The 25628-nt window shown below is 43.1% G+C and carries 18 protein-coding genes and 1 pseudogene; 6 read left to right on the forward strand and 13 right to left on the reverse strand.

Annotated features, from left to right (window positions below; genetic code table 11):
• Window positions 1–95 precede the first annotated feature (95 nt).
• Genes pgl through gnd form a run of 3 tightly spaced genes read right to left on the reverse strand, consistent with a single transcriptional unit; the run spans window position 96 to window position 3766 of the window.
• Window positions 96–797: a 6-phosphogluconolactonase gene (pgl, locus tag IR173_RS01175; protein WP_237037874.1), complete on the reverse strand. Its 702-nt coding sequence runs from the start codon at window positions 795–797 to the stop codon at window positions 96–98.
• Window positions 794–2302: a glucose-6-phosphate dehydrogenase gene (zwf, locus tag IR173_RS01180; protein ID WP_237037875.1), complete on the reverse strand. Its 1509-nt coding sequence runs from the start codon at window positions 2300–2302 to the stop codon at window positions 794–796. Before zwf ends, pgl begins: the two co-directional genes overlap by 4 nt.
• A gap of 27 nt (window positions 2303–2329) precedes the next feature.
• A complete protein-coding gene (gnd, locus tag IR173_RS01185; protein ID WP_237037876.1) occupies window positions 2330–3766 on the reverse strand; it encodes a decarboxylating NADP(+)-dependent phosphogluconate dehydrogenase in 1437 nt (478 codons plus the stop codon).
• A gap of 84 nt (window positions 3767–3850) precedes the next feature.
• Here gnd and IR173_RS01190 point away from each other — a divergent pair, with 84 nt between their 5' ends.
• Entirely contained in the window at window positions 3851–5011 is a 1161-nt protein-coding gene (locus IR173_RS01190; protein ID WP_237037877.1) for a dicarboxylate/amino acid:cation symporter, read from the forward strand.
• 88 nt (window positions 5012–5099) lie between these two features.
• On the opposite strand, the gene IR173_RS01195 is transcribed toward IR173_RS01190, so the two are convergent.
• The 3 genes from IR173_RS01195 to IR173_RS01205 all read right to left on the reverse strand — a co-directional run bounded on the left by IR173_RS01195 (window position 5100) and on the right by IR173_RS01205 (window position 8770).
• Complete coding sequence (locus tag IR173_RS01195) at window positions 5100–6266, reverse strand: porin (RefSeq protein WP_237037878.1); 1167 nt, start codon at window positions 6264–6266, stop codon at window positions 5100–5102.
• A gap of 111 nt (window positions 6267–6377) precedes the next feature.
• A complete protein-coding gene (gene ansB / locus IR173_RS01200; RefSeq protein WP_237037879.1) occupies window positions 6378–7436 on the reverse strand; it encodes an L-asparaginase 2 in 1059 nt (352 codons plus the stop codon).
• 35 nt (window positions 7437–7471) lie between these two features.
• Window positions 7472–8770, reverse strand: a complete 1299-nt coding sequence (locus IR173_RS01205) for an anaerobic C4-dicarboxylate transporter family protein (protein ID WP_237037880.1) — start codon at window positions 8768–8770, stop codon at window positions 7472–7474.
• A 201-nt stretch (window positions 8771–8971) separates the two neighbouring features.
• Here IR173_RS01205 and IR173_RS01210 point away from each other — a divergent pair, with 201 nt between their 5' ends.
• Complete coding sequence (locus tag IR173_RS01210) at window positions 8972–9925, forward strand: NAD(P)H-dependent flavin oxidoreductase (protein WP_237037881.1); 954 nt, start codon at window positions 8972–8974, stop codon at window positions 9923–9925.
• Between the two features lie 38 nt (window positions 9926–9963).
• Here IR173_RS01210 and IR173_RS01215 read toward each other — a convergent pair whose 3' ends face one another.
• The gene (locus IR173_RS01215; RefSeq protein WP_237037882.1) at window positions 9964–11415 is read right to left on the reverse strand and encodes an ATP-binding cassette domain-containing protein; all 1452 of its coding nucleotides are present in this window, start codon (window positions 11413–11415) and stop codon (window positions 9964–9966) included.
• A gap of 157 nt (window positions 11416–11572) precedes the next feature.
• On the opposite strand from IR173_RS01215, the gene IR173_RS01220 reads away from it, so the two are divergent.
• Genes IR173_RS01220 through IR173_RS01230 form a run of 3 tightly spaced genes read left to right on the forward strand, consistent with a single transcriptional unit; the run spans window position 11573 to window position 17012 of the window.
• Window positions 11573–12796 carry a hypothetical protein gene (locus IR173_RS01220; protein WP_237037883.1) on the forward strand — a complete coding sequence of 408 codons (1224 nt, stop codon included), beginning with the start codon at window positions 11573–11575 and terminating at the stop codon, window positions 12794–12796.
• Window positions 12797–12799: 3 nt separating this feature from the next.
• Window positions 12800–13381, forward strand: a complete 582-nt coding sequence (locus IR173_RS01225) for a condensin complex protein MksE (protein WP_237037884.1) — start codon at window positions 12800–12802, stop codon at window positions 13379–13381.
• Complete coding sequence (locus IR173_RS01230; RefSeq protein WP_237037885.1) at window positions 13365–17012, forward strand: ATP-binding protein; 3648 nt, start codon at window positions 13365–13367, stop codon at window positions 17010–17012. The genes IR173_RS01225 and IR173_RS01230 overlap by 17 nt, the downstream gene beginning before the upstream one ends.
• Before the next feature lie 77 nt (window positions 17013–17089).
• Here the strand turns inward: IR173_RS01230 and IR173_RS01235 are convergent, their stop codons facing one another.
• From IR173_RS01235 to IR173_RS01260, 6 genes and pseudogenes are all read right to left on the reverse strand, one after another.
• The gene (locus IR173_RS01235; protein ID WP_237037886.1) at window positions 17090–18145 is read right to left on the reverse strand and encodes a BF3164 family lipoprotein; all 1056 of its coding nucleotides are present in this window, start codon (window positions 18143–18145) and stop codon (window positions 17090–17092) included.
• Window positions 18146–18150: 5 nt separating this feature from the next.
• Entirely contained in the window at window positions 18151–19002 is an 852-nt protein-coding gene (locus IR173_RS01240) for a GLPGLI family protein (RefSeq protein WP_237037887.1), read from the reverse strand.
• 18 nt (window positions 19003–19020) lie between these two features.
• Window positions 19021–21666 (reverse strand): TonB-dependent receptor, encoded by a 2646-nt coding sequence (locus IR173_RS01245; protein ID WP_237037888.1) that lies wholly within the window; start codon window positions 21664–21666, stop codon window positions 19021–19023.
• Between the two features lie 85 nt (window positions 21667–21751).
• A pseudogene (locus IR173_RS01250) lies at window positions 21752–21928 on the reverse strand (lipoprotein signal peptidase); the annotation flags it as partial.
• A 32-nt stretch (window positions 21929–21960) separates the two neighbouring features.
• Window positions 21961–22998: a magnesium/cobalt transporter CorA gene (gene corA, locus IR173_RS01255; RefSeq protein WP_237037889.1), complete on the reverse strand. Its 1038-nt coding sequence runs from the start codon at window positions 22996–22998 to the stop codon at window positions 21961–21963.
• 141 nt (window positions 22999–23139) lie between these two features.
• The gene (locus IR173_RS01260; RefSeq protein WP_237037890.1) at window positions 23140–24018 is read right to left on the reverse strand and encodes a hypothetical protein; all 879 of its coding nucleotides are present in this window, start codon (window positions 24016–24018) and stop codon (window positions 23140–23142) included.
• Window positions 24019–24261: 243 nt separating this feature from the next.
• Between IR173_RS01260 and IR173_RS01265 the strand changes: the two genes are divergently transcribed.
• Complete coding sequence (locus IR173_RS01265; RefSeq protein WP_237037891.1) at window positions 24262–25614, forward strand: DUF5690 family protein; 1353 nt, start codon at window positions 24262–24264, stop codon at window positions 25612–25614.
• The last annotated feature ends 14 nt before the right edge of the window (window positions 25615–25628 follow it).

The raw sequence follows: 25628 nt of genomic DNA on the forward strand, positions 1-25628 counted from the left end.
CTTTCTACGACGAAAAAAGAAAGCTTTATATAAAATTGAAATCACCCTCGCTACAACTATCTGTGGCGAGGGTGACTTATAGAAAAATACTTCTATCACAAGGAGGCATAAAGTTCCGGCATCCGGGCGTGATGCCATATATAAGAAGCGGGATAAATATCTTCTTGTTCTTTATTGAGTATTTTCTTCAGAATGTTACACTTACTCTCGCCCGTCACCAGGAAACAAGTATGTTTTGCCTCTATCATCGGCTTTCCGGTCATACAGATACGAACCGTTTTATTATAAGGATTGACTGACACTGCATAAGGTTCAGCCGCTGTCAACAAATCCTTCCGGTCAGGAAAAACAGAAGAAGTATGACCGTCCTCTCCCACTCCTAACAATACAAAGTCAAAGACCGGTACTTCATCTACAGTCGGCACGGTAGCCTTCACCAAAGAAGAATACAATATAGCTTCTTCAGCGGGAGCTCCCTCGCCCACTATCCGATAGTAATGCGAAGGAGGTAGTTTTATTTTACTAAACAAAAGACGATTGGCAAGACCAAAGTTGCTTTGCGCATGGGCAGGCGGCACGCAACGCTCGTCCACCCAGTAAAAATAAAGACGTGTCCACGGCGTGTATGCCGCAAACTCACTCTCCCACACCTCAAACAATACCGCCGGAGTCGTTCCACCGGAAAGGGCAATGGTAAAAGGACGCTCAGAATCCTTCTCCATAGCCTCCAATATACGAGTAATGAGGGTTTGTGATGCCTGCCGGGGCGATATATATAAATATTTATCGGGTATCATAACAAACAATATAGTTTAGAATGTGTCAGATTCTTACAAGGATTAGTCCATTCGGCATGGCTGCGCTCTATGAGTACGTCCGCCTCTTTCGGTCCCCATGTTCCGGCAGGATAACCATAAAGAGGAGTTTCCGGATATTTCTTCCAATATTCCAGAATCTTATCAAAATACGTCCAACTCTCTTCTACAGCATCCGAACGGGTAAACAAGGTAGGGTCGCCTGCCAAACTGTCTTCCAACAGACGGACATAGGCATCACCTGTCTCCTGTGCGTTTTGGTCATAACTATAATCCATCTCCATTGTTCCCATGTAGAATCCCGAGCCCGGCGCTTTCATGGCAATACGCTGCAAGATACCCTCATCAGGCTGGATGCGGAGAATCAGCTCTTCACCGCGATAGAGCCCCTCCTTCATCTGAAACATCTGCATGGGAGCAGGTTTGAAGTGGACAACAATCTCGGTCACTTTTGTCGGCATCTGCTTGCCGGTACGAATATAAAAAGGTACACCCTGCCAACGCCAATTGTCTATTTTAAGACACATGGCAACATAAGTATCCGTGCGCGAGTCGGGATTGACATTCTTTTCTTCCCGATAACCCACTTGTGTCTCACCGGCCATGTATTGTCCACGAACAACATTCTCGCGAATGTACTCATCAGTCAACGGATGAAGCGATTGATAAACCTTGATAACCTCATTTCGGAATCCGTTCTTATCAAACTTGGCAGGCGGTTCCATCGCAGTAATGGCAAGTAACTGCATCAGATGGTTCTGCACCATGTCGCGCAGTGCACCCGATCCGTCATAATACCCTCCACGAGTCCCGATACCCATATTCTCGACAGCGGTTATCTCAACATAATCAATATAGTTACGATTCCAAATAGGCTCGTAGATTGTACTTCCGAAACGTGTCACCATGATATTCTGCACCGTCTCTTTCCCAAGGAAATGATCGATGCGGTAGATATCCTCCTCCTTGAAGTAAGTGGAATAAATCTTATTCAGCTTACGTGCCGATGCAAGATCATAACCAAAAGGCTTCTCGACAATGATACGTTTCAGTCCGGGCTTTTTAAGGATACCGGCATCGTGAAGATATTTCGGAATCAGTTCGTAAAGCAACGGCGGAGTGGCCAGATAGAACAGATAATTCCCGTCATTCCCATATTGGGGAGACAGGGCTTTCAGCCGTTCGTTCAACAAGGAATAAGTCAAAGCATCGGCAGGATCCATCGACTGATAATAAACAGTGGCAAGAAAATCATCCACAGACGCTTTCTCCTTCTCGTCCAAAGAAGAAGATTTCATCAACTCCTCTTTCAGATAAGTACGATAGGTTTCATCCGAATAGGCAGTGCGGGCACACCCCACAATGGCAAAGTGTTCAGGGAAACGTCCCTCATTGTGAATCTTCACCAGGGCAGGCATCAGCTTACGCCGGGTGAGGTCACCCGACGCGCCGAATATAACTAAAAACAAACTATGTGGTAAACTCATAAATCAGTTCTTTTTTATCGGTTTATTTTATTTATCTTCTTGCCATTGTTCATGGAAGAACTCGCCTCTCGGACTATCCACTCTCTCGAATGTATGCGCTCCGAAATAATCACGCATCGCCTGAATCATATTGGCTTGCGAATGATTGGTGGTCAGCCCTAGAAAATAATTCAATGCTGCAGAGAGCACAGGTACAGCCAATCCTTCTTTCAGCATAACACCCACCGACTTCTTCCATATAGGAAGAGCTTCCGCCACTTCCATACCGAAATGTTCGTCAAGCAACAGGTGCGACAATCCCGGTACACGACGGTAAGCCTCGGCAATATCATTCAGAAAGGCAGAACGAATAATGCAGCCGGCACGCCACAGCAAGGCAATGGAGGAAAGGTTCAAATTCCATTTATAAGTGTCACTCGCCGTGCGCATCAATGCAAACCCTTGTGCATATCCTACCAGACGAGCCGCATAGAGAGTGCCCTCCAGTCCGGAAACAGTATCTTGATAATTATACACCGGATGATTCTCAATATGCATATAATGTTTGGCCATCAACACACGCAAACTCTTTTCAGCGGATAGGTTACGTGCAAAAACAGCCTCGGCAATTACATCAAGAGGAGTATTAAGTTGTAGCGAATTGATAACACTCCAACGCCCTGTCCCTTTCTGTCCGGCAGCATCCAGTATACTGTCTATCAGATAACCGCCTCCACATTCCTTATGACGGAGGATGGCTGCCGTTATCTCAATCAGATAACTCTTCAAACGACCCTGGTTCCAACGTTCGAAGATATCCGCCATCTGCTCATTTTTCAGTGCCAACAGATGCTTCAGTGCATAATAAGTTTCTGCTATCAATTCCATATCACCATATTCGATACCGTTGTGCACCATCTTCACATAGTGCCCGGCACCGCCCGGGCCTACCCATTCACAACATGGAGTACCATCCTCAGCACGAGCTGCAATACTCTTCAACATCGGTTGTATCACCGGCCATGCCTCCTGAGCTCCGCCCGGCATAACGGACGCACCATGCAATGCCCCCTCTTCGCCTCCTGAAATACCACAACCGACAAAATACATTCCTTTTTCATACAGTTCCTTCACCCGGCGCTCCGTATCCTCAAAATTAGAATTTCCGCCATCAATTATAATATCACCTTCATGTAACAAGGGAAGCAGATTGCCTGTCAGTTCATCTACCGCAGGGCCTGCCTGCACCATGAGAAAAACGACTTTCGGAGTCTTCAGTGCATCCACAAACTCTTCTAAAGTCTGAGTACCTACAATGTTTTTGCCTTGCGCACGCTTAGCTATGAAATTATCAACTATATGTTCTTCTTTACCGGGAACCGTGCGATTCCACACTGCTACTTTCCATCCTTTACCAGCCAGGTTCAGAGCCAGATTCTGCCCCATTACTCCCAGTCCAATCAATCCAATATCTGCCTTTTCCATAATTTAATCTTTTTATATTTAACAAATGGCAGATTTATTTGTTCAATAATTCTATCTTTGCGAACATATCAATCTTACACTATAATGAAAAAGATTAAAATAGGGTTGTTGCCCCGTATTATCCTTGCCATTGCACTAGGTATCGCATTCGGCAATATCCTCCCCGGAGGATTGGTAAGAATCTTTGTGACCTTCAACGGAATCTTCAGCGAGTTCCTGGGTTTTATCATCCCGCTGATTATCCTCGGACTGGTAACACCCGCCATTGCCGACATCGGCAAAGAAGCAGGGAAAATGCTGGTAGTTACCACGCTTGTAGCATACGGAGCAACGCTATTCTCAGGTTTCCTATCTTACTTTACAGGCATCACCTTCTTTCCGTCAATGATTACTCCCGGAGCTTCCATCGAACAAATAAGCGAAGCCCATGACATCGTTCCTTTTTTCACGGTAGCCATTCCGCCTGCCATGAATGTCATGACCTCACTCATCCTTGCTTTTACGCTGGGACTGGGCATCGCCCACTTGGACACCACAGCACTCAAGAATGTATGTAATGACTTTAAGGATATTATCATCAAAACCATTCAGGTCATCATCCTACCATTACTGCCTATCTATATCTTCGGCATCTTCTTGAATATGACACATTCAGGACAAGTCATGAGTGTATTGTCGGTCTTCATAAAGATTATCGGGGTTATCTTCCTATTGCATATTTTCCTTTTGGTATTTCAATATTCTATTGCAGCATTATTTGTCCGTCGTAACCCGTTCCGGCTGTTGGGCAGAATGCTTCCGGCATATTTTACGGCATTGGGTACACAATCATCGGCTGCCACTATTCCAGTGACTCTAAGGCAAAGCATCAAGAACGGTGTGAGCGAAGACATTGCCGGTTTTGTAATTCCGCTTTGTGCCACGATTCATTTATCGGGCAGCACCCTGAAGATAGTTGCATGCGCATTGGCGCTGATGATGATGCAGGGAATGCCTTTCGATTTTCCCATGTTTGCCGGATTTATCTTTATGCTCGGCATTACAATGGTAGCCGCACCGGGCGTTCCGGGTGGTGCGATTATGGCTGCACTGGGCATCCTCTCTTCTATGCTGGGTTTCGGTGAAAGCGAACAGGCGTTGATGATTGCGCTTTATATTGCAATGGATAGTTTCGGAACAGCTTGTAATGTGACGGGCGACGGAGCGATAGCACTGATTATCGATAAGTTCTTTGGGAAAAAATAACAAATGAAAGAGAGCATGCCAAAAGCAACGCAATGTAACAGTTACATCGGACTTCTGGCATGCTTTCTCCCTTTTGCAGCACAATGCTTTAGAATACCGGCATCTGCCAAATAAAGCCTACAGAAACCCGGTTAGTGGAATAATTGTCTTCTCCCAACGCTTTAGCCCGGTCAGTAAATCGATAAGAGCGACCGGTATAAGCCAGGAAGAAATGCAAATTGGTTTCCATCGGATAATATTCAATGCCACCGACGTACCCCCATGCCGTACGGTACTTCCCTTTTTCCACCTCATCACTGCTTTTGTAAACGGAAGCAGTCTCATACATACCCTTGGCAAACAGATTCCATTTCGGAGCAAAACGATAGTTGACATGGAGCACGTATGACATATATTCGGCATTAAACACGTTGTGGTTGAGGTCACCGCCCATCATTCTCGTAATAATACCTTTGCGGTCTACTCCTTCACGAGAATACATCCAGTCAAAATAAGCATGCCATTGAGGATTGAAATTGAACTCATTACCCAAAGCATAATAATACATTTTCTCGCCTTTTGTTTCGTTCATAATAGATGCAGACCACCGGGTTTTAAATACATCCATGAAATTACCATTCCAGTTCAAGGTGTAAACCAACGGAAGTTTTGTCCGTTCCAAGTCGCCATACATCTCTTTGGAAGGCCCGTTCAAACTGTTCAATACCTGAAACTGTATCTGCTGGTAAGGATTATAATTATAAGCTATATTCAAACCGGTCATGAAATTATTCATGTTCTCTATCATATCACTGTATTCGTAGATTTCAATGGGGTTTACATCAAACTCGATTCCTCCGTAAGCAGCGCATTGCTTGCCGGCAAAGAATGAAAACTTATCCAGTTTGACACCGATGCCTGCATAGTCGATACTGGTCGGAACATTGTCGATGTTTCCCGAACCGTCGTTGCCTCGGTTGAGTCGCTGGCGATAGCGATAACTGAGCCAGTCATTAATGTTGCCTTTCATTTCAATACGGAGTTGTTTCATCTCGAATGCACCTTGGTCAAAGCCGGATTCATTCCATTTCATGTTGAAATCACCATGCATATTGAGATACAGATTGAACTTGTCGGTCTTCTTTTTGATACCGGTCACCTCCTCAAAGAGGCTTTTATTATCCGACATGAAATCGCTTTTTGAAGATTGTGCATATAGCGAGTGTGGGCCTGACATGGCAATGGCCGTCAGGCATAATAACATTATCCTTTTCATAATTAAGTATGGTTTGGGGTTTGAAAATAAATGAGAACATCCACTGTAGGAGCAGAAGCATCCTGCCTCTACAGTGGAAAAAATATCGGGCATCTGCCCTATGTAAACCGATTAATACTCGTTGAAGTATTGCTGAATCTTCTTCCAGTCATTTGTCTTTGTCAATGCAAGCATCAACAATACACGTGCCTTCTGCGGATTTAGTTCTTGAGAAGCCACAAACTGATATTTATTGTCATCCACTTCTGCATCAAGAGTGGTAGGCCCTGTCGGAACACGGCTTGAACGAACGACTAAGATTCCTTGTTTACGCGCTTTTTCCAACATCGGGAACAGATTCTGATGAATGTTACCATTGCCTACACCGGCATGAACGATTCCCTGATAGCCATTATTGAGGAACGGAGTCATCACATCGGCATCCACATTAGAGTAACTATAAACAATACCCACTTTAGGCAATTTATCAAGATTTGTCACATCAAACTCCGACTTGGTAGTATGACGTTTCAAAGACTCCATATTATACGACACCTTTCCATTGAGAATGTATCCCAATGCACCCGAATTAGGAGACTGGAAAGTCTGCACATCTACCGTATTCATCTTAGTTGCTCCCTGAGCACCCAATATCAAGCCGTTCATTGCAATCACCACTCCTTTCCCTTTCGATTCTTTGGCTGCAGCAGCAACTACCGCATTATAGAGGTTCAAAGGACCGTCAGCACTCATTGCCGTAGAAGGACGCATAGCCCCGACCAATACCACCGGTTTATCGCTCTTCACAGTCAGATTCAGGAAAAATGCTGTTTCTTCCATTGTATCTGTCCCATGAGTAATCACGATACCATCCACATCGCCACGGCCGAGCAACTCATTGATACGTTTTGCCAATGTCAACCAAACGGCGTCATTCATATCCTGAGAACCAATTTTCACAATCTGCTCACCGGTCACATTGGCAATCTTATTCACTTCGGGCACAGCATCCAGCAGTGTACTGATAGCCACTTGTCCGGCTGTATAATTCGTATTAGTAGCCGAAGCACCGGTTCCGGCAATTGTTCCTCCTGTTGCCAAAATATGAATATTAGGCTTTTGGGCAACTGCTGCAAAGGCGCCGAACAACAACGTCACAGCCAGCAAACTGAGTTTTCTTAATCCATTCATAATCTTTTCTAGTTTAGGTAATTAATATATTGAGACTAAAATATTTGTATCAGTAACAGTCCGACAACAATCGATACAATCGTGGCTATAAGCCCCGGCATCATAAAAGAGTGGTTTAACACCCATTTACCGATTCCGGTAGTTCCTGTACGGTCAAAATTAATGGCGGCAATCACAGTCGGATAGTTGGGAATAAAGAAATAACCGTTTACTGCCGGAAACAGAGCTATCAGCATCATTGGCGAAATGCCCAAAGCAATTCCCAAAGGCACAATAGCACGTACAGTGGCCGCCTGACTGTAAAGCAAAATAGACATTACAAACAATGCCACACCGAAAAGCCACGGCATCTGGCGGACAATACCTTCAATAGAACCTGTCAGTTCTGTTATGTTACCATTAATAAAGGTATCTCCCATCCATGCGATACCGAAGATAGCAATCACTGCCTGCATCCCTGCCGGAAATACACTTCCCTGAGTTGCCTTGATACCGTCAGTACGCGAGATAATCAAAATTAGTGCGGCAGCCGACAACATCAAAATCTCAATCAGTGAAGGCATATCCAATACTTTTCCGTCAAACGAAGGCCGAAGGCTGGGAATAGAGCCGAACAATACAATCAACAAAGTGGCCACAATGAAGATAATCACAGAAAGGCGTGCCTGAAACATATTCTTCACGTCATTCAACTCCACGTGCTTATCCTCCAACAGTCCCTCCTCCACACGACGCAGATATTCAGGATCTTCCATCAACTCCTTACCTACCCTCATCGAAGCGAAAGCGCCTACCAGTACTCCTATCAAGGTAGCGGGAATGGTTATTTTCAATATATCGAACAAAGTGATATCAAAACCGGTAAGCAACCCAAGGAGTGCCACGGTAGCAGCGGAAATAGGACTCGCTGTAATAGCCTGTTGAGATGCGATTACCGCAATGCCCAAAGGACGTTCGGGACGGATTTTCGTCTCGGCAGCAACTTCGGCAATCACGGGAAGTACGGAATAAGCCACATGTCCTGTTCCCGCAACAAAAGTAAACAAGTAAGTTACCAATGGGCTCAGTATAGTAACATGTGCCGGATTACGACGCAGCAGACGTTCCGCCAATTTCACCATAAAGTCCAGTCCGCCCGCCGCCTGCATACAGGATGCGGCAGAGATAACGGCAGCAATCATCAACATCACATCAATAGGAGGCGCAGTAGGCTGAAGTCCGAAGACAAAAGTCAAAATAGCGAGGCCCACACCCCCCATCACTCCAAGTCCGATACCTCCTAAACGGGCACCCACAATAATAGCGGCAAGTACAAATAGTAGTTGTAATAACATGATTCGTTTTTATTGTTATAAAAATACAATTTTAATTCTCATAACAAAGATAGACCAATTCTGTTCTATAAACCGTAAAAAAGCGGAGAATTTTCTTTTTTTTCACTACCACACGAAGAAAAGGCGTGGTTTTACAAATAGTCACCCAAACATTTTTCCGATTCAATTGTTCAATATAAATAGTTATATAATGACAAGACAATGAACAAAATCTGTAACCTTTTTGGAATCAAATATCCTATTATCCAAGGTGGTATGGTGTGGTGTAGCGGATGGCGGTTGGCCTCTGCCGTAAGCAATGCAGGAGGACTCGGATTGATTGGTGCCGGCTCTATGCATCCTGAGACGCTCCGCGAACATATTCGGAAATGTAAAGCAGCCACCGAAAAACCTTTTGGGGTTAATATCCCGCTGATGTATCCCGAGATAGATGCAATCATCCAAATCGTAATCGATGAAGGCGTAAAGATTGTCTTTACTTCTGCCGGAAATCCGAAGACTTGGACCGAGCATCTTCATCAGCACGACATAGTGGTAGCACATGTCGTGGCAAGCAGTAAGTTTGCTGCCAAATGCGAAGAAGCAGGTGTAGATGCGATTGTTGCCGAAGGCTTTGAAGCTGGCGGTCACAACGGTCGCGAAGAGACCACGACCCTGTGTCTCCTTCCTGCTATAAAAAAGATTACAACCGTTCCGCTAATGGCAGCAGGAGGCATTGGCTCCGGTGAAAGTATTTTGGCCGCCATGACACTGGGAGCCGACGGAGTCCAAATAGGTACACGCTTTGCATTGACAGAAGAAAGTTCGGCACACTTCACATTCAAGGACCGTTGCCTCAGACTGAATGAAGGTGACACCCAGCTCACATTAAAACAGCTCTCACCGGTAAGACTCGTCAAGAATGAGTTCTTCAAGCAGGTGGAGAAAGCAGAGACACGCGGTGCATCTGTAGAAGAATTGAGGGAATTATTGGGCAGGGGGCGTGCCAAGAAAGGTATTTTTGAAGGAGATATTTACGAAGGTGAAGTAGAAATAGGACAAATAGCCTCTTCTGTACATAGTCTCCAAACAGCCGAAGAAGTAATCAAAGAACTGATAAATGACTTTAATACAGCATTAAAGCGGACAAAAGAGTTTTCCTCTTTTGTCCTATAAATCAATAGCTTGTATCGGTTAATCTTTTTCTTCAATAGTTATTCATTTCTTGTCAGATGCAATGAATTGGTAATACACATCGGCAACTCTTCCTGATAGTGTGTCACCATTATCATTGTTTTATCTTTTCGTTGGCAGAAAGTCTCAATAATATCTTTTACCAAACGACGGTTTATCAAATCGAGCCCATGCAACGGTTCATCCAGTATCAGTAATTCCGGGTCTTTAACAAATGCACGCGCCAATAACACCAGACGTTGTTCTCCACTAGAGAGCTGCAAGAAACTACGCTCTTTCAGATTGGCAATACCAAAAATATCCATCCACCACTCACAAACCTCCATCTGTTCAGGACGCGGACGCTTATAGAGTCCCACCGAGTCATGCAGTCCGCTTGCCACAATATCAATGGCCGGCAGATTCTTTAAATAAGCACGATGCATCTCCGGGCTGACATACCCGATGTGCTTCTTTATTTCCCAAATGCTCTCTCCCGATCCGCGCTTACGCCCGAACAATGTTATATCGCAGGCATAACTCTGCGGATTATCGGCACAGACCAAACTAAGCAATGTCGATTTTCCGGATCCATTGTCTCCGCTGAGCGCCCACTTCTCACCACATTTCACACTCCAATCCAACTCTTTCAGGATAGTCCGTTCACCATAACGAATACTTACCTTATTCAAGTCCACCACATGGTCGGTATGATAAAGGTCATCACTATAAGGAAGTGCCAAAATACGTTCTTCTTTTTCTTTCGAGAGCACACGCTCAGGTGCAGGCCTACAACCGGCAAGGTAAGTCTCCAACGTAATTTTATCACCGCATAAACGATCTTCCACCGGAATCACATGCGTAATAAAAGAAGGTATATCATCTGTTTTTGAAAGTATCAGAATCACTTGCAGAGCGGTCACGCGTGTGAGTTCACGAAGCAATGCATGGAGTTGGTCACGCGTCTTGGCATCGAGACCGATGAAAGGATTATCCATTATCAGCACACGCGGATTACTCAACAAGGTCTTAGTCAACTGAAATTTACGTAGTTCTCCACTCGACAGCAGAATAATGTGTTTGTCCAGCATCGTTTCCATACCGAACAAATCATACAAGGCTGTTTTCAGTTTGGCATTAGTAGCTTCCGGCAAAAGGTCGCGAACAATAGGAGTTTCATCCAAATCATGCGCATTCCAACGCTGCTGATAATAATAGTTCCCATCTGCATCACCATAAGAATCACGGAAGGCAATGTATTTTATATTGTCATACGCCATCTTTGAGGGCGAAGGCGAGAAATCATATTTCACTTCATTCATCAATAGTGGCCAACGTCCGGTCAGCGTATCTACCAATATACTTTTTCCCGCCCCATTCGGACCTACAATAGCAATGTGCTCACCTTCTGCAAGTGTCATGTTTATCGGCTCTTTCATCCGATAAAGCGGATGACGGGTAACCCCATTCTCAATAGCAATAATATTCTGCATTTCAGTATCTCATTTCAGTCTTAAACAGACTGCAAAGGTAGATAAAATTTAATAGAAAACATCCGCCCGGATGCAGGAAAATATGCTTTTTAGCATATAAAACTAGGTTTTTTCAACCTTTTGTCATAACTTCGTGCACTTTTTTGGAGAAAAACTTATGTATATATTCCGTTCCATTTACGAAATCATAAATACCGTTTCCACAGCAAAAACATTGCTAACGGAAATGTTCGAAAAGAGAAAAACCGTCAGTTTCAGATACATAGATGCCCTAGAATTATTAAAAGATGATGAAAATCGTCTCAAAATATTGATTGAGAAAGAAGTGATCCATCAAAATGGCAATTTCTTGGAGCTGGACGTGCGTTTTCTCGATTTCTTTGAAACGCTGCTTGAAGCTAATGAAGAAATTGATACCGCAACGATTGACGAAAACATCGAGTATTTGCATGAATTGATGGATTATTACTTGAAAGAAAAGATACAATCGCGCAAAGAGAGTTATGTAAGGAACATCAAACTGACGTTTCAGAAAATAGCCCGCGTAACGATACGCAATATCATGAATTTGCAGAACAGTATCGATAACACTTTCAAGCATGAACCGACGTACCAGATCAAAATCGCCAAGCTGAAAAACCTGGATAAGAAGCGCATCAACATACAAAGCCTGATTGACTCTACCGAGCGCCTGATTCTGCACGAAGAACGTCTTTTTTTCCAGCAGGCCACCGATGAGGAATTGGGACGCATCTTGCTGGAATTGCGTCAGGAGCTGCAATTGTCTGCCCATAGCCTTATACGGGCGCAACAGGACATTATCAACTATCTGAACCAAATAAAGAATCAAGTGATACTGGTGGAGAAGATTCGAAAAGTAAAATATCTGCAAGACCAGTTTGAACTGCGTGCCCGGAGCAATCTGGCGGAAGTGATGGAAAGTGAACACTCCATTTTATTGGAAGGCAGTACACAGACTTCATTCAAACTATCGCCCGAATATCTGGCAAGTGATGAAGCACGCCCCATTATCCTTAGAATCCTGAGCAACCAGAAGACCCGTGAGCGCATTCGCAAGAATGAAGCAGGGGCTTTTAGTGAGGAAGATATGGAGGCGCAAGCCATGTATGAGGAAGTGGTAAACTTGGAAGAAGTAGTTAAGAACTTTTTACAGGCTGGTGCAGAGGCGCGATGGAAAGAGGAGCAGCCGCAAGACTTATTTACCTTCTTGCTACACTATTCCTTTCAGCGTGAAGTAAACGAGAAAGAATGTACCACATTGTTCTGCCAAATAGTGTCGCTCTACGAAGACAAATTCGAAATAAGCGATGCTTTCGGACAATACAAACAATATGAATATGCTAAAATATATCCTTTATAGATTATGAATTTGAATATACAAATACCAGACAATACAGCATCAATATTCGAGTACATGCAGAAAGGGCAGTTTATCTGTTCCAACAGCACGGATATCGACCTGCGTGATATGTATAATACGATTGATGAAAACTACGAATCTTTGTACCAATACTTTTCACAAATAAACTATACATTAGAAAGGGGAAACGAGTATTTCTACTTCTCGCGCACGGAATCAAAAACCACATTGGAACAAAAGATACTCCGTGCCTACTATTGGATAGATGTACTCGATTTCTTTAAGACCTACGATGAAACATTCGGTGCAGGCTTCCGTTTCCAACCGGAACAGATCTTGGTAGAAGCCAACATCAATGTTTTGCTACAGAATAAGTTAGACGGCATTCGCAAACATTTCTCGGACAAAGATATCCGTAAGGACGTGCTCGATAATATGATACGCTTATTGGTAAAAGAGTCGTTCATCGAACTGGAAAATGAGAAGACCAACACTTATAAAGTGCTGACTTCATGGCATTATCTGGAAAAATTAGTCGATAGTATCAACATTTTTGAAGACATTGAAGATGAGAAACCTGAGTAGAATAATCTTTATCAACAGTGCGAATATTCCTTATTCGGACGACATATATCTGGATGGGAACATCCACTTTATCGGTACACAAGGGGTAGGAAAAAGTACCATTCTGCGTGCAGTCTTATTTTTCTACAATGCGGACACACAAAAACTGGGCATTCCGGTTGAAAAACAAAATTACACGGACTACTATTTCCCCTTTGCCAACTCATATATCATTTATGAAGTGGCAACAGAGCACGGGGCATTCTGCATCCTGAGCTTCAAAGCCATGAACCGGGTATGTTACCGTTTTATAGATTCGCCCTATCGCAAAGAATTCTTTATTGACGAGAACCGAACCGCTTACAGTGGCACAGACCGCATCCGTGCTGTGCTCGACCAATATGAAGTGGCGTATTCGCGCATCATTTATACTTACGATGAATATCGTAATATCCTGTATGGTAATGCAACGAGTACTGAGTTCCGCCGTTATTCACTGATGGAAAGCAAACAATATCAAAACATTCCGCGCACCATCCAGAATGTATTGCTGAACTCAAAACTTGATGCCGAATTTATCAAGAAAACCATTATCTCTTCTCTAAACGAAGAAGAAACCTCCATCGACCTGAACAGTTACAAAGAGCACCTGAAAGATTTTGAAACGCGTCTGAGGGACATTAGTGAATTTCAAAGGAAAGAGACACAGAAACAGGCAACGGAGATTACTCAACTATCACAACAAACGACCCGCCTGCAAAGTGATATCATGCAAAATTGCCGCGAACTGGTGATTGCCCGTCAGAAGGCATCCGAAGTGTTGCCCGAATGGAAAGAAAAGCGTGACAAAGCTACCAATGACATACAAATACAGGAAAAGCAAAAGGCGGAATTGCAAAACGAATCACGGCAACGTTGCGAAAAGATACAGGAAGAACTGACCATCGTCAGCAATGACTTGAAGAAAGCCGTTCTGAAGGAAAAGGAGTATGAAGAACATCATATACAAGAAGTGATGGAGCGTTCTGCCAAAGAAACGGAATGGAAAAACAAACGCCTCGGTTTGCAGGAAGAACAACGCATATTGACTTCGCAATATACGGAAATCTCTTCTAAATATAAATTGCTCATTCAAAATCTGGATAACCAGTGGAATAAAATACACGAAGAGAAAATTCATCAGCTAGATACATTAAATACTGTTTACAACGCTCGTTTGGAAGAAGCCCGCAAAGAAAACCAAAACCAGACGGAAGCTTTGTATCAGGAGTATGAAAACCTGTCACAAAAATTGCATCCGTTAAAAGCCGAAAAACAGACAAGGCTGGGCGAAATGGATTATCGTATTCGTTCGTGCCGCAAAGAAATCTTCTTCGAAAAGGAACAAGAGGAATTAAAGGTGCGCATTCAGTCGTACACCTCTACCCACTTGGAGCGAAAGACACGTATCAATGAGGCACAAATCACCATCAAAGACTTGATGATGAAATGGGAACACGAAGTTCAAAAGTTGGAAAAAGGAATAGATGATGAACTGTCCCAGTTGCAGATGGAATTGCAACAGTTGCACGTCCGCATAGAGGAATTGCAGCAGTTTCTTACCCATAGCAAGAGTACTTTGCAGGGTTGGTTGAAAGAAAACCATAAAGGATGGGAAGAAACAATCGGCAAACTCTGTGATGAAGCTATATTGTGGCAAACCAACCTCTCGCCGCAAAAAGCGGAAGGCAACTCTTTTTATGGCATCCAAATTGACTTGAATGTCATAGATCGTCATATCAAATCTATTGATGATTATAGTAGGGAAAAAGAAGAAAAAGAACAACGTTCGGCAGAGATCTCTATCCGCATGCAACGTTTGCAAGCCGAAAAAGCGGAGGGACAAGAGCAAATAAAGCGAAAATACCAACCGCTGATAAAAGAACAGAAAAATCGTATCAACCAGTTAGAATATGAATTGGAAAAACTGGAACGCCAATACCAGCAAGACATGCTCGACCTTGAGGACTGGAAGAAAAAGGCAGAGGTCGCCCGCAATGAAAAGTTAGCCCGGCTGGATGAAGAGAAAAGTAAAATTGCTTTAGAGCTGGCTGCCGTCAATGAAAAGCTGGATAACTTGGGGCAAGAGAAAACAAACAAGCTCAATGCCTTAAAAGAAGCATGGGCGCATTTGCAAAAACAACTCTTTGAAGAAAAAGATATCCAGCAAGACCATATACGCAAAGAAGAAAAAGAAGAACAAAAGCGCATCAATGCCAGCAAAGCGCAGCATGAAGCGGAAATGCAAAAAGAATTACATTCCCAAGGGGCCGATACCGAGCGTTTGCAAAACATTGCCAACCAACTGGAACAAATCGAGCAGGAGTTGTCTTTCATCAAAACGCACGCGGCACTGATTATCGAATACCAAAAGGACAAGCGTGATTTGATTGAACATATCCCTGCATGGAGGTATCAGGAAGAAGATCTGAGAAAGCAATTAAAGAAGGAACGGGATACCCTGAGAACGGAAGTCGATGCCTTGCAAAAAGAGATAGACAGAATAAAGAAGATTTTACAGGAAGCAGAAGAGAACATTCGTCATCTGCAACAGAATCTGGATGCCTATGCCAATATAGAAAGCTTTGACTGGTATAAATCCCATCAGGATATTTTCAGAAATGACCCTTCTATGGCAATCATTACACAAAAGAGTTGCATGGAATTGATAGACCTGTTGAATCAATGTTACATGCAATTCATACAGGTGCAAATCAAACTGCGTAAAGCCGTAAACTTATTTACAGGACACTTTGACGAGAACAATACTTTCAAGTTTAAAACTAAATTTAATGAAGACTGGGAGTATATACGCTTTGCCGACGAGCTGCACGATTTCATAGAGGAAAACAGAATTGACGAATATGTACGCCGTATCAATAATGAGCATTGGGATACATTTAAACGTATCAGTATGGACGTTACTTCACTCTCTTCTTCCGAAAAAGACATACAAAGCATCATCGGCAAAATAAATAAAGGATTTGCAACCTGCAATTTTGTTGGTGTCATTCAGCGCATCGAGATGAAAATGGAAGAAAGCAGTAACCGGGTGGTAAATGTGCTCCATGATATTCAGAAATATTACAAAGAATATGGTTATGACCTTACCCCTGAAACAAACTTGTTCTCTTCGGAAAAAGAACCTTTGATAAAAGAAGAAGCCATCAAACTGCTGCGCGACTTTATCAAAGAAATTCATGCCTACCGTTATGACAATATCCGACTGTATGACTCCTTCGAACTGCGTTTCCGCATTGTAGAGAATGGTAATGATACGGGATTTGTAGAGAAAGTTTCGAGTGTGGGTTCGGAAGGTACGGACATTCTGGTAAAGGCTATGATTAATATCATGTTAATCAATGTATTCAAAGAAGGCGCTTCGCGAAAGTTCAAAGATTTCAAGTTGCACTGCATGATGGATGAAATTGGGAAACTCCATCCGAACAATGTGGCGGGTATCTTGAAATTTGCCAACGACCGGAATATTATCCTCATCAACGGCTCTCCTACCGAGCTAAACCGGGAAGCATATAAGCATGTGTATTTATTAACAAAAGATTCGCAGAGCAAAACACGTATTGCACGGCTAATTTCAGACAGTAACATATAATGATACACCTGACGTCTTCACCCTCATAAAAAAGATATCCATATAGGGGCAGCCTTATCCGTCTGCCCCTCCCTATTTCATAGCGGATATTCATATTCAAAGATTTGGGAAGTTTTTGCATTGAATCGCTCTGCCAGATAAATTCTCCCATGTTCTTCATCCACACAAAAAGCATGACCGGCCTTGTCCAATTTCATTTTTTGAATAGGATTCCCTTCCCAGTCATACTGTTCCACATAAACCGGACTTCCCTTGTCCAACTGGTCATACAGACTACCTGCAGCTTGCAGCACATATATGTATTTCTCCCCAGCATAGCAACCCAAACAATAATTAGCGTTATAACGACCACAATCCGCCTTTTCCAATGTATTGAAATCAAACCCCTTTCCCTCTTGCCTGACTGTCTTCATCCCCCCCTTTTCCAAGTCTAAAATTCGGACGACAGGATAATAGTAGTAAGCGTATACTCCTCTTTTCCGGTCGGGACGCACGCTAAACGCTCCATGGTAAGGAACAAAGCTGTCCATAGCTTTTGTATCTAGATTCAGCGGAAAGTCCAACTCCTTCGTTTCCACCTTATTCTCTTCGTTACACGTCAGAAAAAGGTTCTTGCCATACCGTTTGGAATAACCTGCAAAGAGAATGCTGTTGCCCTTCATTTTTACAAAATCAGAAATGATTCTCTCCAAATTTCCACCAAATTCAAAATCATAAGAATAAGAACGCAGCCCGGTTTTCCGCACCACTCCCCGACGATTCACCTCATAGATAATACCTCCATCCTCAATATAACATAGCAGAGAGTCTTCTATAGGAGCAAAAAGACGAGGACTATAGAAGTCTACCTGCTCCCTGAGAGACCAGGTCCCCAGTTTGAAAACCAACTTCCTGCTCTTTACGTCAAAGACTTTTAGTTCCTCATTTTTATTTTTGAGTACAATTTTTCCATGACGAAAAAAAAGTTTTGTTTCCGGGTTATCATTAGTAGCCGTCCGACCCTTAAAATTCATCGGCTTACCTTTCAGCGACACAATACGATTAAAGGAAATAAGATTCATGCTTTTTTCTTGGGCAAAAGCATTCAGCAGAAACCCAGACAGCAAAATAAAGAAAAGGAATTGTTTTTTCATGGCAATCACAGATTAGTTGTTTTTTCAATAGGCTTATAAGGCATAGAAAACTTCACATTCTCGGAGTCTGTCCATCCTCTGCTTTTAGTTTTCATCCTGATTTTAATTCCTAACGAAGCTGCAAACTTGTAAGGAGCACTATATATCCGACTGACTGTCTCATCCACCTTTTTCCGAGAAGAATCCTGGTATTTCCCCTCATAACTCCGAATGGTTTCTCCTGATTTTGCTTTCTCTATCCGTCGACAGTCCCATTGAAAAATCTGTTCACTATCTTCCATTTTCAGTATCAGTCCGGGCAGTCCGTAAAATTTATACGGTCCTACGTTAAACGGCAATTCAGCAGAAAACCATGCCCGATAGTCCCTTCCCCTGAACTGGCACACCGCCAGCTGGCACAGATATCCTGCTACCGAGTCTGTCTCAGTCAGAATCTGCCAGTCTATACGCTCTGTCGGTTCGGTATATTTCAACACCATGTCATGCAGAAAAGGCCTGAACAGAAAAGTGGTCTCCTGCTTGTCAAAGTCCATCCGCGTTTCCACCGGCCAAACATATTGGTTGAGAGAGCGGCTTGACAGTCCCTGCTTCTCACATTCCGTGTAAAGCGAGTCGCCTTGATAGAGCAGATAGCTGTGACAACGAGTACACTTCTCCCCTATTTCCAACAAATGAACATCGTGTGCAATACCGTTTTCGTCTGTAGTGGGAGCCATACGGAACTCGTAATATACTTTATAGCGACATGTGTCTATGACGCTATATTTATCAAGGATACGTGTAAACGGACACAGTTGTGCCTGCATGCTGATGGCACACCAGCATAGAAGTACAAAAAAAAGTCTAAATCTGTTCATGACTATGAGTTTTAACTGTTATAGAACTTTAAATCTTACTTTGAATAGAATGGTTGAGGGACGTATCCTGTAACTGGAACAATAGCGGTCGAGGCCGCTCAAACGAAAATACGTATACGATTGCAAATCCAGAATATTGTCCCACTGCAGATAGAACCGTATGTTCTTCCAAGTATACTGTAAGCCGGCATTCAAGATTGAAAACGACTGCCCTCCCTCTCCGGCATCCGTGTAATAGTTATAATAAGACATACTGATTCCGATGTCTTGAGGCAGCATGAGGTCGATTCCTACCCGGTTGGACAAACTAGAGACAGCTGAAAACTTCTCGCCTCCCTTGATGCGGCTTTTCCCTGTCTCCCACATTCCTTCCCAGTCCAAATGTACAAAATCAAATGGTTCGGTGTGCAGGCTCCCCGATAAGGCGACCTCATGACTAAGGTTAGTTACCATCTCATCCTGACGGAGCCGCACAAAACTTCTCTTCTGCCACATTCCTTGCAGTTTCAGTACTGTCTTTTTCCAGTCCAGTCCTTTGCCGACATTTGTTTTGACCCGATAAATGTCTCCGTGATGGTGCACATGGCGGCTAATGGTACGCGACAACTCTCCGTCAAAACTCTGTCCATAAAGTATATCGCTTATTGAACGGATATAGAGCAAATTCACATCGGCAAACAACATGCTGAAGACGTCCTTGTATCCGATACTCAGGTTGGACAGATGCGTCCGACTGTTACTGATGTCGGGGCTGTAGCATTCGATATTACGGTAGTTACTCAATATATATCCACTATACAATTGCTGCATGTCAGGCACATCGCTGTATTGAGAATAGCCCAAACGGAACTTCCAGCGCATTTTATCCAAAGTCAGCGATGCAGAAGGTTCGAATACGATTCCGTTCTTGTCTATTGTTCCTCCTTCCATAGGCTGTTTCAACCTGTTGTTTCGGAAAGCCAACGGCAGATTGGCGTAAAACGAAAGGTTTTCCTTTGTGTAGTGGAACATCAACAATCCTCCAGCCTTCAGGTTCCGATAGTCTGCATCGTTCTCCATACCTGCCGCAGTCCTTTCATATCCCGAACCATCCAAGCCATAAAACCGGCTGGACAGATGCATAATCTTGATGTCCGTAAACAAAGAAGGAGTCACGGAGAAGCCTCCCCACTTCAAGGCAGACAAGCGGGAAAGGTTGTTCCGATTGCCGACAGTCGTCAACTCTACCTGCTGCCCCATACTTTCCAGGCCGTCCTTCTCCAAAATTTCTCCGAACAGACAAGGCTGTACCAACAGACTTTGAGGAGTATTTTGAATATTGAAAGATGAATTCACCTCCCATCCGCGATTTCGGTCATTCTTTGTAATCCAATTGATTTTTCCGGCAGCCTTCAGCCGTTTATTTGTGGCCCATTGGTCTATCATGTTACCATTAGACACCTTTCCCAATGTATGTCTCCATTCAGCCTCGCCTTCCACTGTCGCATTTAGATAAGTATCTTCACGGTTCATCATCATGTTACCGTTCACTGTCAGCCTGTCTTTGTCCATTCCGGCTGAAATGGCTTCCGTAATCACATTCTGCGTGCCATCCGGCAACAAGTAAGAAGTGACAGAATTCCCATACCGGTTATCGCAGTCATTAAGATAATATGCATCTACCGACCATTCCTGTTCCTTTTTATTCTTAAATCGGTTATTGGTGGTCAACAGATAAGTCTCGTTGTCGTGGTAGAGAGACTTGTCAATGGGTGGAGGTGACGGCCAAATCACATCGGTCCAAATGCTTTCGTCTTCGTTTCTATTCATGCCTTTTACTTCCGCTTCCAAGTCCTTTCCTGTATTGTTGGACTTTCCAACAGCCAAGTGCTGCCTTTTCCGAGTAAAATAAAAGCCCGTCAGTTCCCCTTCTCCTTTAACATGAGGCGCGAAATCCGCCCCAGCTCCCAACAGCGCCGACAAAGCCCATACTCCCTTAGCACCCTCTTTCATTTTCAAATTGATGGCAGCCTGGTCGGAGTGCCTCAACTCTTTCAGAGCCTTGATGGGCTGGTGTCGCTCCAATAACTGCACGGTGGCAATGTCATCGGGAGAAAGATTATTGGTAGCAATGCCATAGCGGTCCTTCATCAGGTCCATTCCCTCAATGTAGAACTTATTAATGGGCACTCCCATGTAAGAAATCCTGCCGACCTTGTCCACCTGAATACCCGGCATCTTCTTCAGCACATCACCGATACTGGTGTCATTCTTGTCCTTGAAGGAACTCACCAGATAATTGACCGTATCCTTTTGCTGCCAAATCTGCCGCCCCTTCACAATAACTTCCTTTATTTCTATAGGTTTTTCTTCTATTCTAAAGTCTTGTCGCCCGGAAACATTGGGTACTTTTCGATAGACGGTGGAAACATTAAACCCCCGGATGATGATGTTAAGGCTGTCTGCTGCCGAGCTTACCTTCAAAATATACTCCCCTTGTTTATTGCTCAGTGCATAGCCCATAAGTACGGGCCTGTCAAAGCTCTGCACTACTGTGATGTTTACATCAGAAACGCCATGCCCTTGTCTGTCAAGCACCTTTCCCGCTATCTCCACTTGGGCGTATAGTGGACTGCTGAAAGCAAGTAACAATAGACATATAATATGTAGAAACACTATTTTCATCCTCATTATGATTAGTGTTAAAACAAACGTAACCTATTAATCTCACTTTACCAAATAAAGAGCTGATTATTTTTAATAAAATCATCCCCCCAATAAACGGCATCCAAGCGGGCCAATTAAATTCAAAGAGAGGGAAATAGAACATATCGACAACTTTTCCGTATAACCAATCAGTGTATCCATGTCCTATTGGTACAAAAGTTGCCACTTCAGATAAGGTACTTTGACTGAATATGACTCCATAAAAAATACTATCAATAATATATGAAAACATCATCTTTACCTCCCCTCTGCTCAATACCATTTTTTGCGTTTAAAGAAAAAGTAAATGATAGTGACCAATGCCAGCATCAGTGCCCATGCAAAGATATAACCATATCTCCATCCCAGTTCAGGCATCCACTGGAAATTCATTCCCCAGATACCTGCCAAAAAAGTCAATGGAATAAAAATAGTAGAAACAACGGTCAACTGCTTCATAATGGCATTCATACGCTGGTCATTGTTAGAAAGGTAAAGGTCTACCAAAGCTGAAATCATGTCGCGGCAACCATCTAATGTTTGTAGTACAAACTGCAAATGGTCATTAACGTCACTAAAGAAAGGACGGTTCACTTTATGCAACAAATCATTGTCTGCATGCAGCAATTTACTAATCTCCTCTTTAAAAGGCAGGATACATTTTTTTATCATCCGAAATTTACGGCGGTATTGCTGTATATCCTCAATACCTGGAAGATTGTCTGCATGGGGTGAAAGCAATTGTTCTTCCAAATCCTCCAATTCATCTTCCAGTTCCGAAATGAGGGACATAAAACTTGCCATTACACTATTCAGCACCACGCTAAGCAAATAATCCGATTGCCGGTTTCTGATTTTCAATACATTCTTTTCTAAAGCCTGAGTGATATCGCCTAAGAAATTATTCTCTCCTTCCATAAAAGTCAACAGATAATCGTTGCCTTGAATAATAGCCATCTGCTGTGGTGCATAAGTACCGTCTGATGGAAAAAGTACTTTCAGAATCACAACATTGTAAGTATCATGTTCTTCTATCTTCACCGGATGGTCGGTATTCAGTATATCTTGCGTTGTCAGAAAATCCACATTAAAATAGCTGCAAATACGCCGGATGGCTTCCGTATTCCGAAGCCCGTGCACCTGTATCCAATGAATACTTTCTTTTTCTAAATAGGGTGTCAATTCGTCTATTTCTTTTCCCTCATACATAGAAACGCCTTCGGCATTGTAACTGCATAGGTGCAAGTGGGTAGGTGTATGACTATCGCCAACATAAGACAGCCGTTCGCTCAACAAATTATTCTTTACCATAATCTTGAGATTTGGATGATACAATTATATCTTTTTTTCACGAGCATCGCTCATTTATAGTCTCGTGTTTTTCGATGCGGATAAATCCTTTTCTATTAACAACAATTTTTAGGTCGGAAATGTTACCGTCTGATGATGATATTACAAGGCAAGAATCCTTTTTTCTATTTCCAAATCATCTTCATTCAGTTGAGGGGACGGTATCATGCAAGTACGGATACAGTCCCCCTCCCGACAAGTGTAATCATAATATTTCTTTTGCAGTTCCGTCAAGTCTTCAAGTGCCACAAGCTCCCCTTTCAATTCCAGGAACTCCTCCATGTCCGTACTGTCACTTTGCTTTACAAAGAGAATACGGCGTGCTATCGGATTCCTGTTATAATCCAAGCTGAGATATAACCCTTTCAGAAAAGGAGGAAAATCATACATGGGCAATTGCAGGTAAATGCTGAACAATGCCATTTGGGGAGTTTCCCGTTCGTTGAAGAAAATATATCCGTTCTGATGGTTATTGAACAACCCTACCCCCCGATGAGTCGTGTTATAAGCACTCATGTGAGTCACCTTCACATACGTGTTATCTTCGGAGGACTCTATCAGATAAGGTTCCACTTTCAGGCAGTTGCATGACGAAGAAAGACTGTAACTCAAATAACTGCCACTATAATTATATACCTCCTGAACGGAACGCTGCATCTCGGCAGTCATCATTTCCATAAACGGATTCGCCTTTGTCTCACCATTGGCTGGCTCCATACTGAAGAGTAGTTCCTTGATAGTTGATAAATTCCCCATCAAACGTTTCTTTGAAATGTTATTGACCTGTCCCAAAGCCAAATCTAATGAATTTTCTTCAGAATGTCCTTGTTTCAATGAGGTTACATAAGTGGGCAAAACACTGGAGTAAAGCGCAGACAACACACTGGGAGCCATATCGATAAAATCTGCTATCTCTTTCATCTTCAATCCGTTATTACGGAGATATTCTATTCTTCTATAAATTTCTATTAAATCATTCATGGATATTATCTTCTATATTGAACTTGCAAAATACAAGTTTCCGTGTGAACTTACAATGACATACACATTACATTAATATTACATCATCAGCCCCTCACTATATGAAAAATATTAATCATAAACATTCATTTTTTCTCCGGTCGGATAAGCATACTTTTGCTGCCGGAAATCATCGGGACGAGATACAAGACTCCACTTTTACGATGATAAAAACATAATTTGCAAAAACAAGTAGAAACAATAATGGAAGCAAAAAGCGAAACGAACAAACCAATATCCAATTTCCTGTTTATCCTATGGGCAGGGGGAACGGCCTTACTTTCTTATTCACTGGTATATGCACTGCGTAAACCTTTTACGGCTGCCACTTTCCACGGGATGGACTTCTTCGGAATGGATTACAAGGTAGCCACTACTATCATGCAAATCTTCGGTTACCTCATCTCCAAGTTTTTTGCCATCAAAATTGTCTCTGAGCTGAAGCGGGAGAACCGGTTGAAATTCATGATATTCTCCGTAGCTCTTGCCGAACTTGCATTGGTCTCTTTCGGATTACTCCCTACCCCTTTCAATGTATTTGCGTTGTTCTTTAACGGGCTGGCGTTGGGATGTATGTGGGGAGTCATTTTCAGTTTCATTGAGGGGCGCAAAGTGACCGACATATTGGCCAGCCTGTTGGGGGTAAGCATGGCAGTGAGTTCGGGAATGGCCAAATCATTGGGGTTATTTGTTGTCAGCACATTCGGTGTCACAGAGTTTTGGATGCCTGCCCTGATAGGTGGACTGGCTTTTCCGCTACTTGTCCTGATGGGTTGGTCGCTCAACAAGCTACCGCAACCCACCGATGAAGACCGTGCCCTTCGCTCGGAACGCGTAACGCTGAACGGAGAACAACGTCGGCAACTGTTCAAAAGCTATATGCCTCTGCTGGTTATGTTGTTTTTTGCCAATCTGTTCATCACCATCCTACGCGATATCAAGGAAGATTTTCTAGTCAACATTATTGACGTAAGCACTATCTCTTCATGGCTATTTGCGCAAGTAGACGGCATGGTAACGCTGATTATTCTGGGAATATTTGCCATGATGTCACTAATAAACAGCAATTACAGAGTGCTGTTGGTACTCCTTTCCATGGTGGTAGGCGGAGCCGTAACCATCAGCTATCTGGCATTCAATTATGACACACTGCAATTGCCCACCCTCTACTGGCTGTTTATACAAAGCTTAAGCCTGTACATCGTCTACCTTAGCTTCCAAACCCTATTTTTCGAACGGTTTATTGCCTGTTTCAAGATTAAAGGAAATGTCGGATTTTTTATCGCCACTATCGACTTTATCGGATATACAGGAACGGTTTGCGTACTTCTGTTCAAAGAATATTGCAGCCCGAATATCAACTGGATGCAATTCTACAACCAATTTTCGGGATGGGTGGGAATCGTTGCCGGCGTTGCATTCATCGGTTCGGCAATCTATCTGATACAACGATATAAAATGGAAAAACAGAACTTGGCCACGGAATGTTATCACCCGGCAGACAATGCCGCACCTACATTCCCGCAGATTCAATCCACTCCTACCGGAAATCAATAATCATAAATAACTAA

The sequence above is a fragment of the Phocaeicola faecalis genome, from assembly GCF_021730445.1.
Taxonomy (GTDB): Bacteria; Bacteroidota; Bacteroidia; order Bacteroidales; family Bacteroidaceae; genus Phocaeicola; species Phocaeicola faecalis.

Excerpts from the sequence above, each read along its gene's own strand:
- zwf (WP_237037875.1), bottom strand. The coding sequence starts at position 2,302 with ATGAGTTTACCACATAGTTTGTTTTTAGTTATATTCGGCGCGTCGGGT.
- gnd (WP_237037876.1), bottom strand. The coding sequence starts at position 3,766 with ATGGAAAAGGCAGATATTGGATTGATTGGACTGGGAGTAATGGGGCAG.
- IR173_RS01230 (WP_237037885.1), top strand. The coding sequence starts at position 13,365 with ATGAGAAACCTGAGTAGAATAATCTTTATCAACAGTGCGAATATTCCT.
- IR173_RS01260 (WP_237037890.1), bottom strand. The coding sequence starts at position 24,018 with ATGAATGATTTAATAGAAATTTATAGAAGAATAGAATATCTCCGTAAT.
- IR173_RS01190 (WP_237037877.1), top strand. The coding sequence starts at position 3,851 with ATGAAAAAGATTAAAATAGGGTTGTTGCCCCGTATTATCCTTGCCATT.
- IR173_RS01245 (WP_237037888.1), bottom strand. The coding sequence starts at position 21,666 with ATGAAAATAGTGTTTCTACATATTATATGTCTATTGTTACTTGCTTTC.
- IR173_RS01215 (WP_237037882.1), bottom strand. The coding sequence starts at position 11,415 with ATGCAGAATATTATTGCTATTGAGAATGGGGTTACCCGTCATCCGCTT.
- IR173_RS01210 (WP_237037881.1), top strand. The coding sequence starts at position 8,972 with ATGAACAAAATCTGTAACCTTTTTGGAATCAAATATCCTATTATCCAA.
- pgl (WP_237037874.1), bottom strand. The coding sequence starts at position 797 with ATGATACCCGATAAATATTTATATATATCGCCCCGGCAGGCATCACAA.
- IR173_RS01195 (WP_237037878.1), bottom strand. The coding sequence starts at position 6,266 with ATGAAAAGGATAATGTTATTATGCCTGACGGCCATTGCCATGTCAGGC.
- IR173_RS01265 (WP_237037891.1), top strand. The coding sequence starts at position 24,262 with ATGGAAGCAAAAAGCGAAACGAACAAACCAATATCCAATTTCCTGTTT.
- IR173_RS01205 (WP_237037880.1), bottom strand. The coding sequence starts at position 8,770 with ATGTTATTACAACTACTATTTGTACTTGCCGCTATTATTGTGGGTGCC.
- ansB (WP_237037879.1), bottom strand. The coding sequence starts at position 7,436 with ATGAATGGATTAAGAAAACTCAGTTTGCTGGCTGTGACGTTGTTGTTC.
- IR173_RS01235 (WP_237037886.1), bottom strand. The coding sequence starts at position 18,145 with ATGAAAAAACAATTCCTTTTCTTTATTTTGCTGTCTGGGTTTCTGCTG.
- corA (WP_237037889.1), bottom strand. The coding sequence starts at position 22,998 with ATGGTAAAGAATAATTTGTTGAGCGAACGGCTGTCTTATGTTGGCGAT.
- IR173_RS01225 (WP_237037884.1), top strand. The coding sequence starts at position 12,800 with ATGAATTTGAATATACAAATACCAGACAATACAGCATCAATATTCGAG.
- IR173_RS01240 (WP_237037887.1), bottom strand. The coding sequence starts at position 19,002 with ATGAACAGATTTAGACTTTTTTTTGTACTTCTATGCTGGTGTGCCATC.
- IR173_RS01220 (WP_237037883.1), top strand. The coding sequence starts at position 11,573 with ATGTATATATTCCGTTCCATTTACGAAATCATAAATACCGTTTCCACA.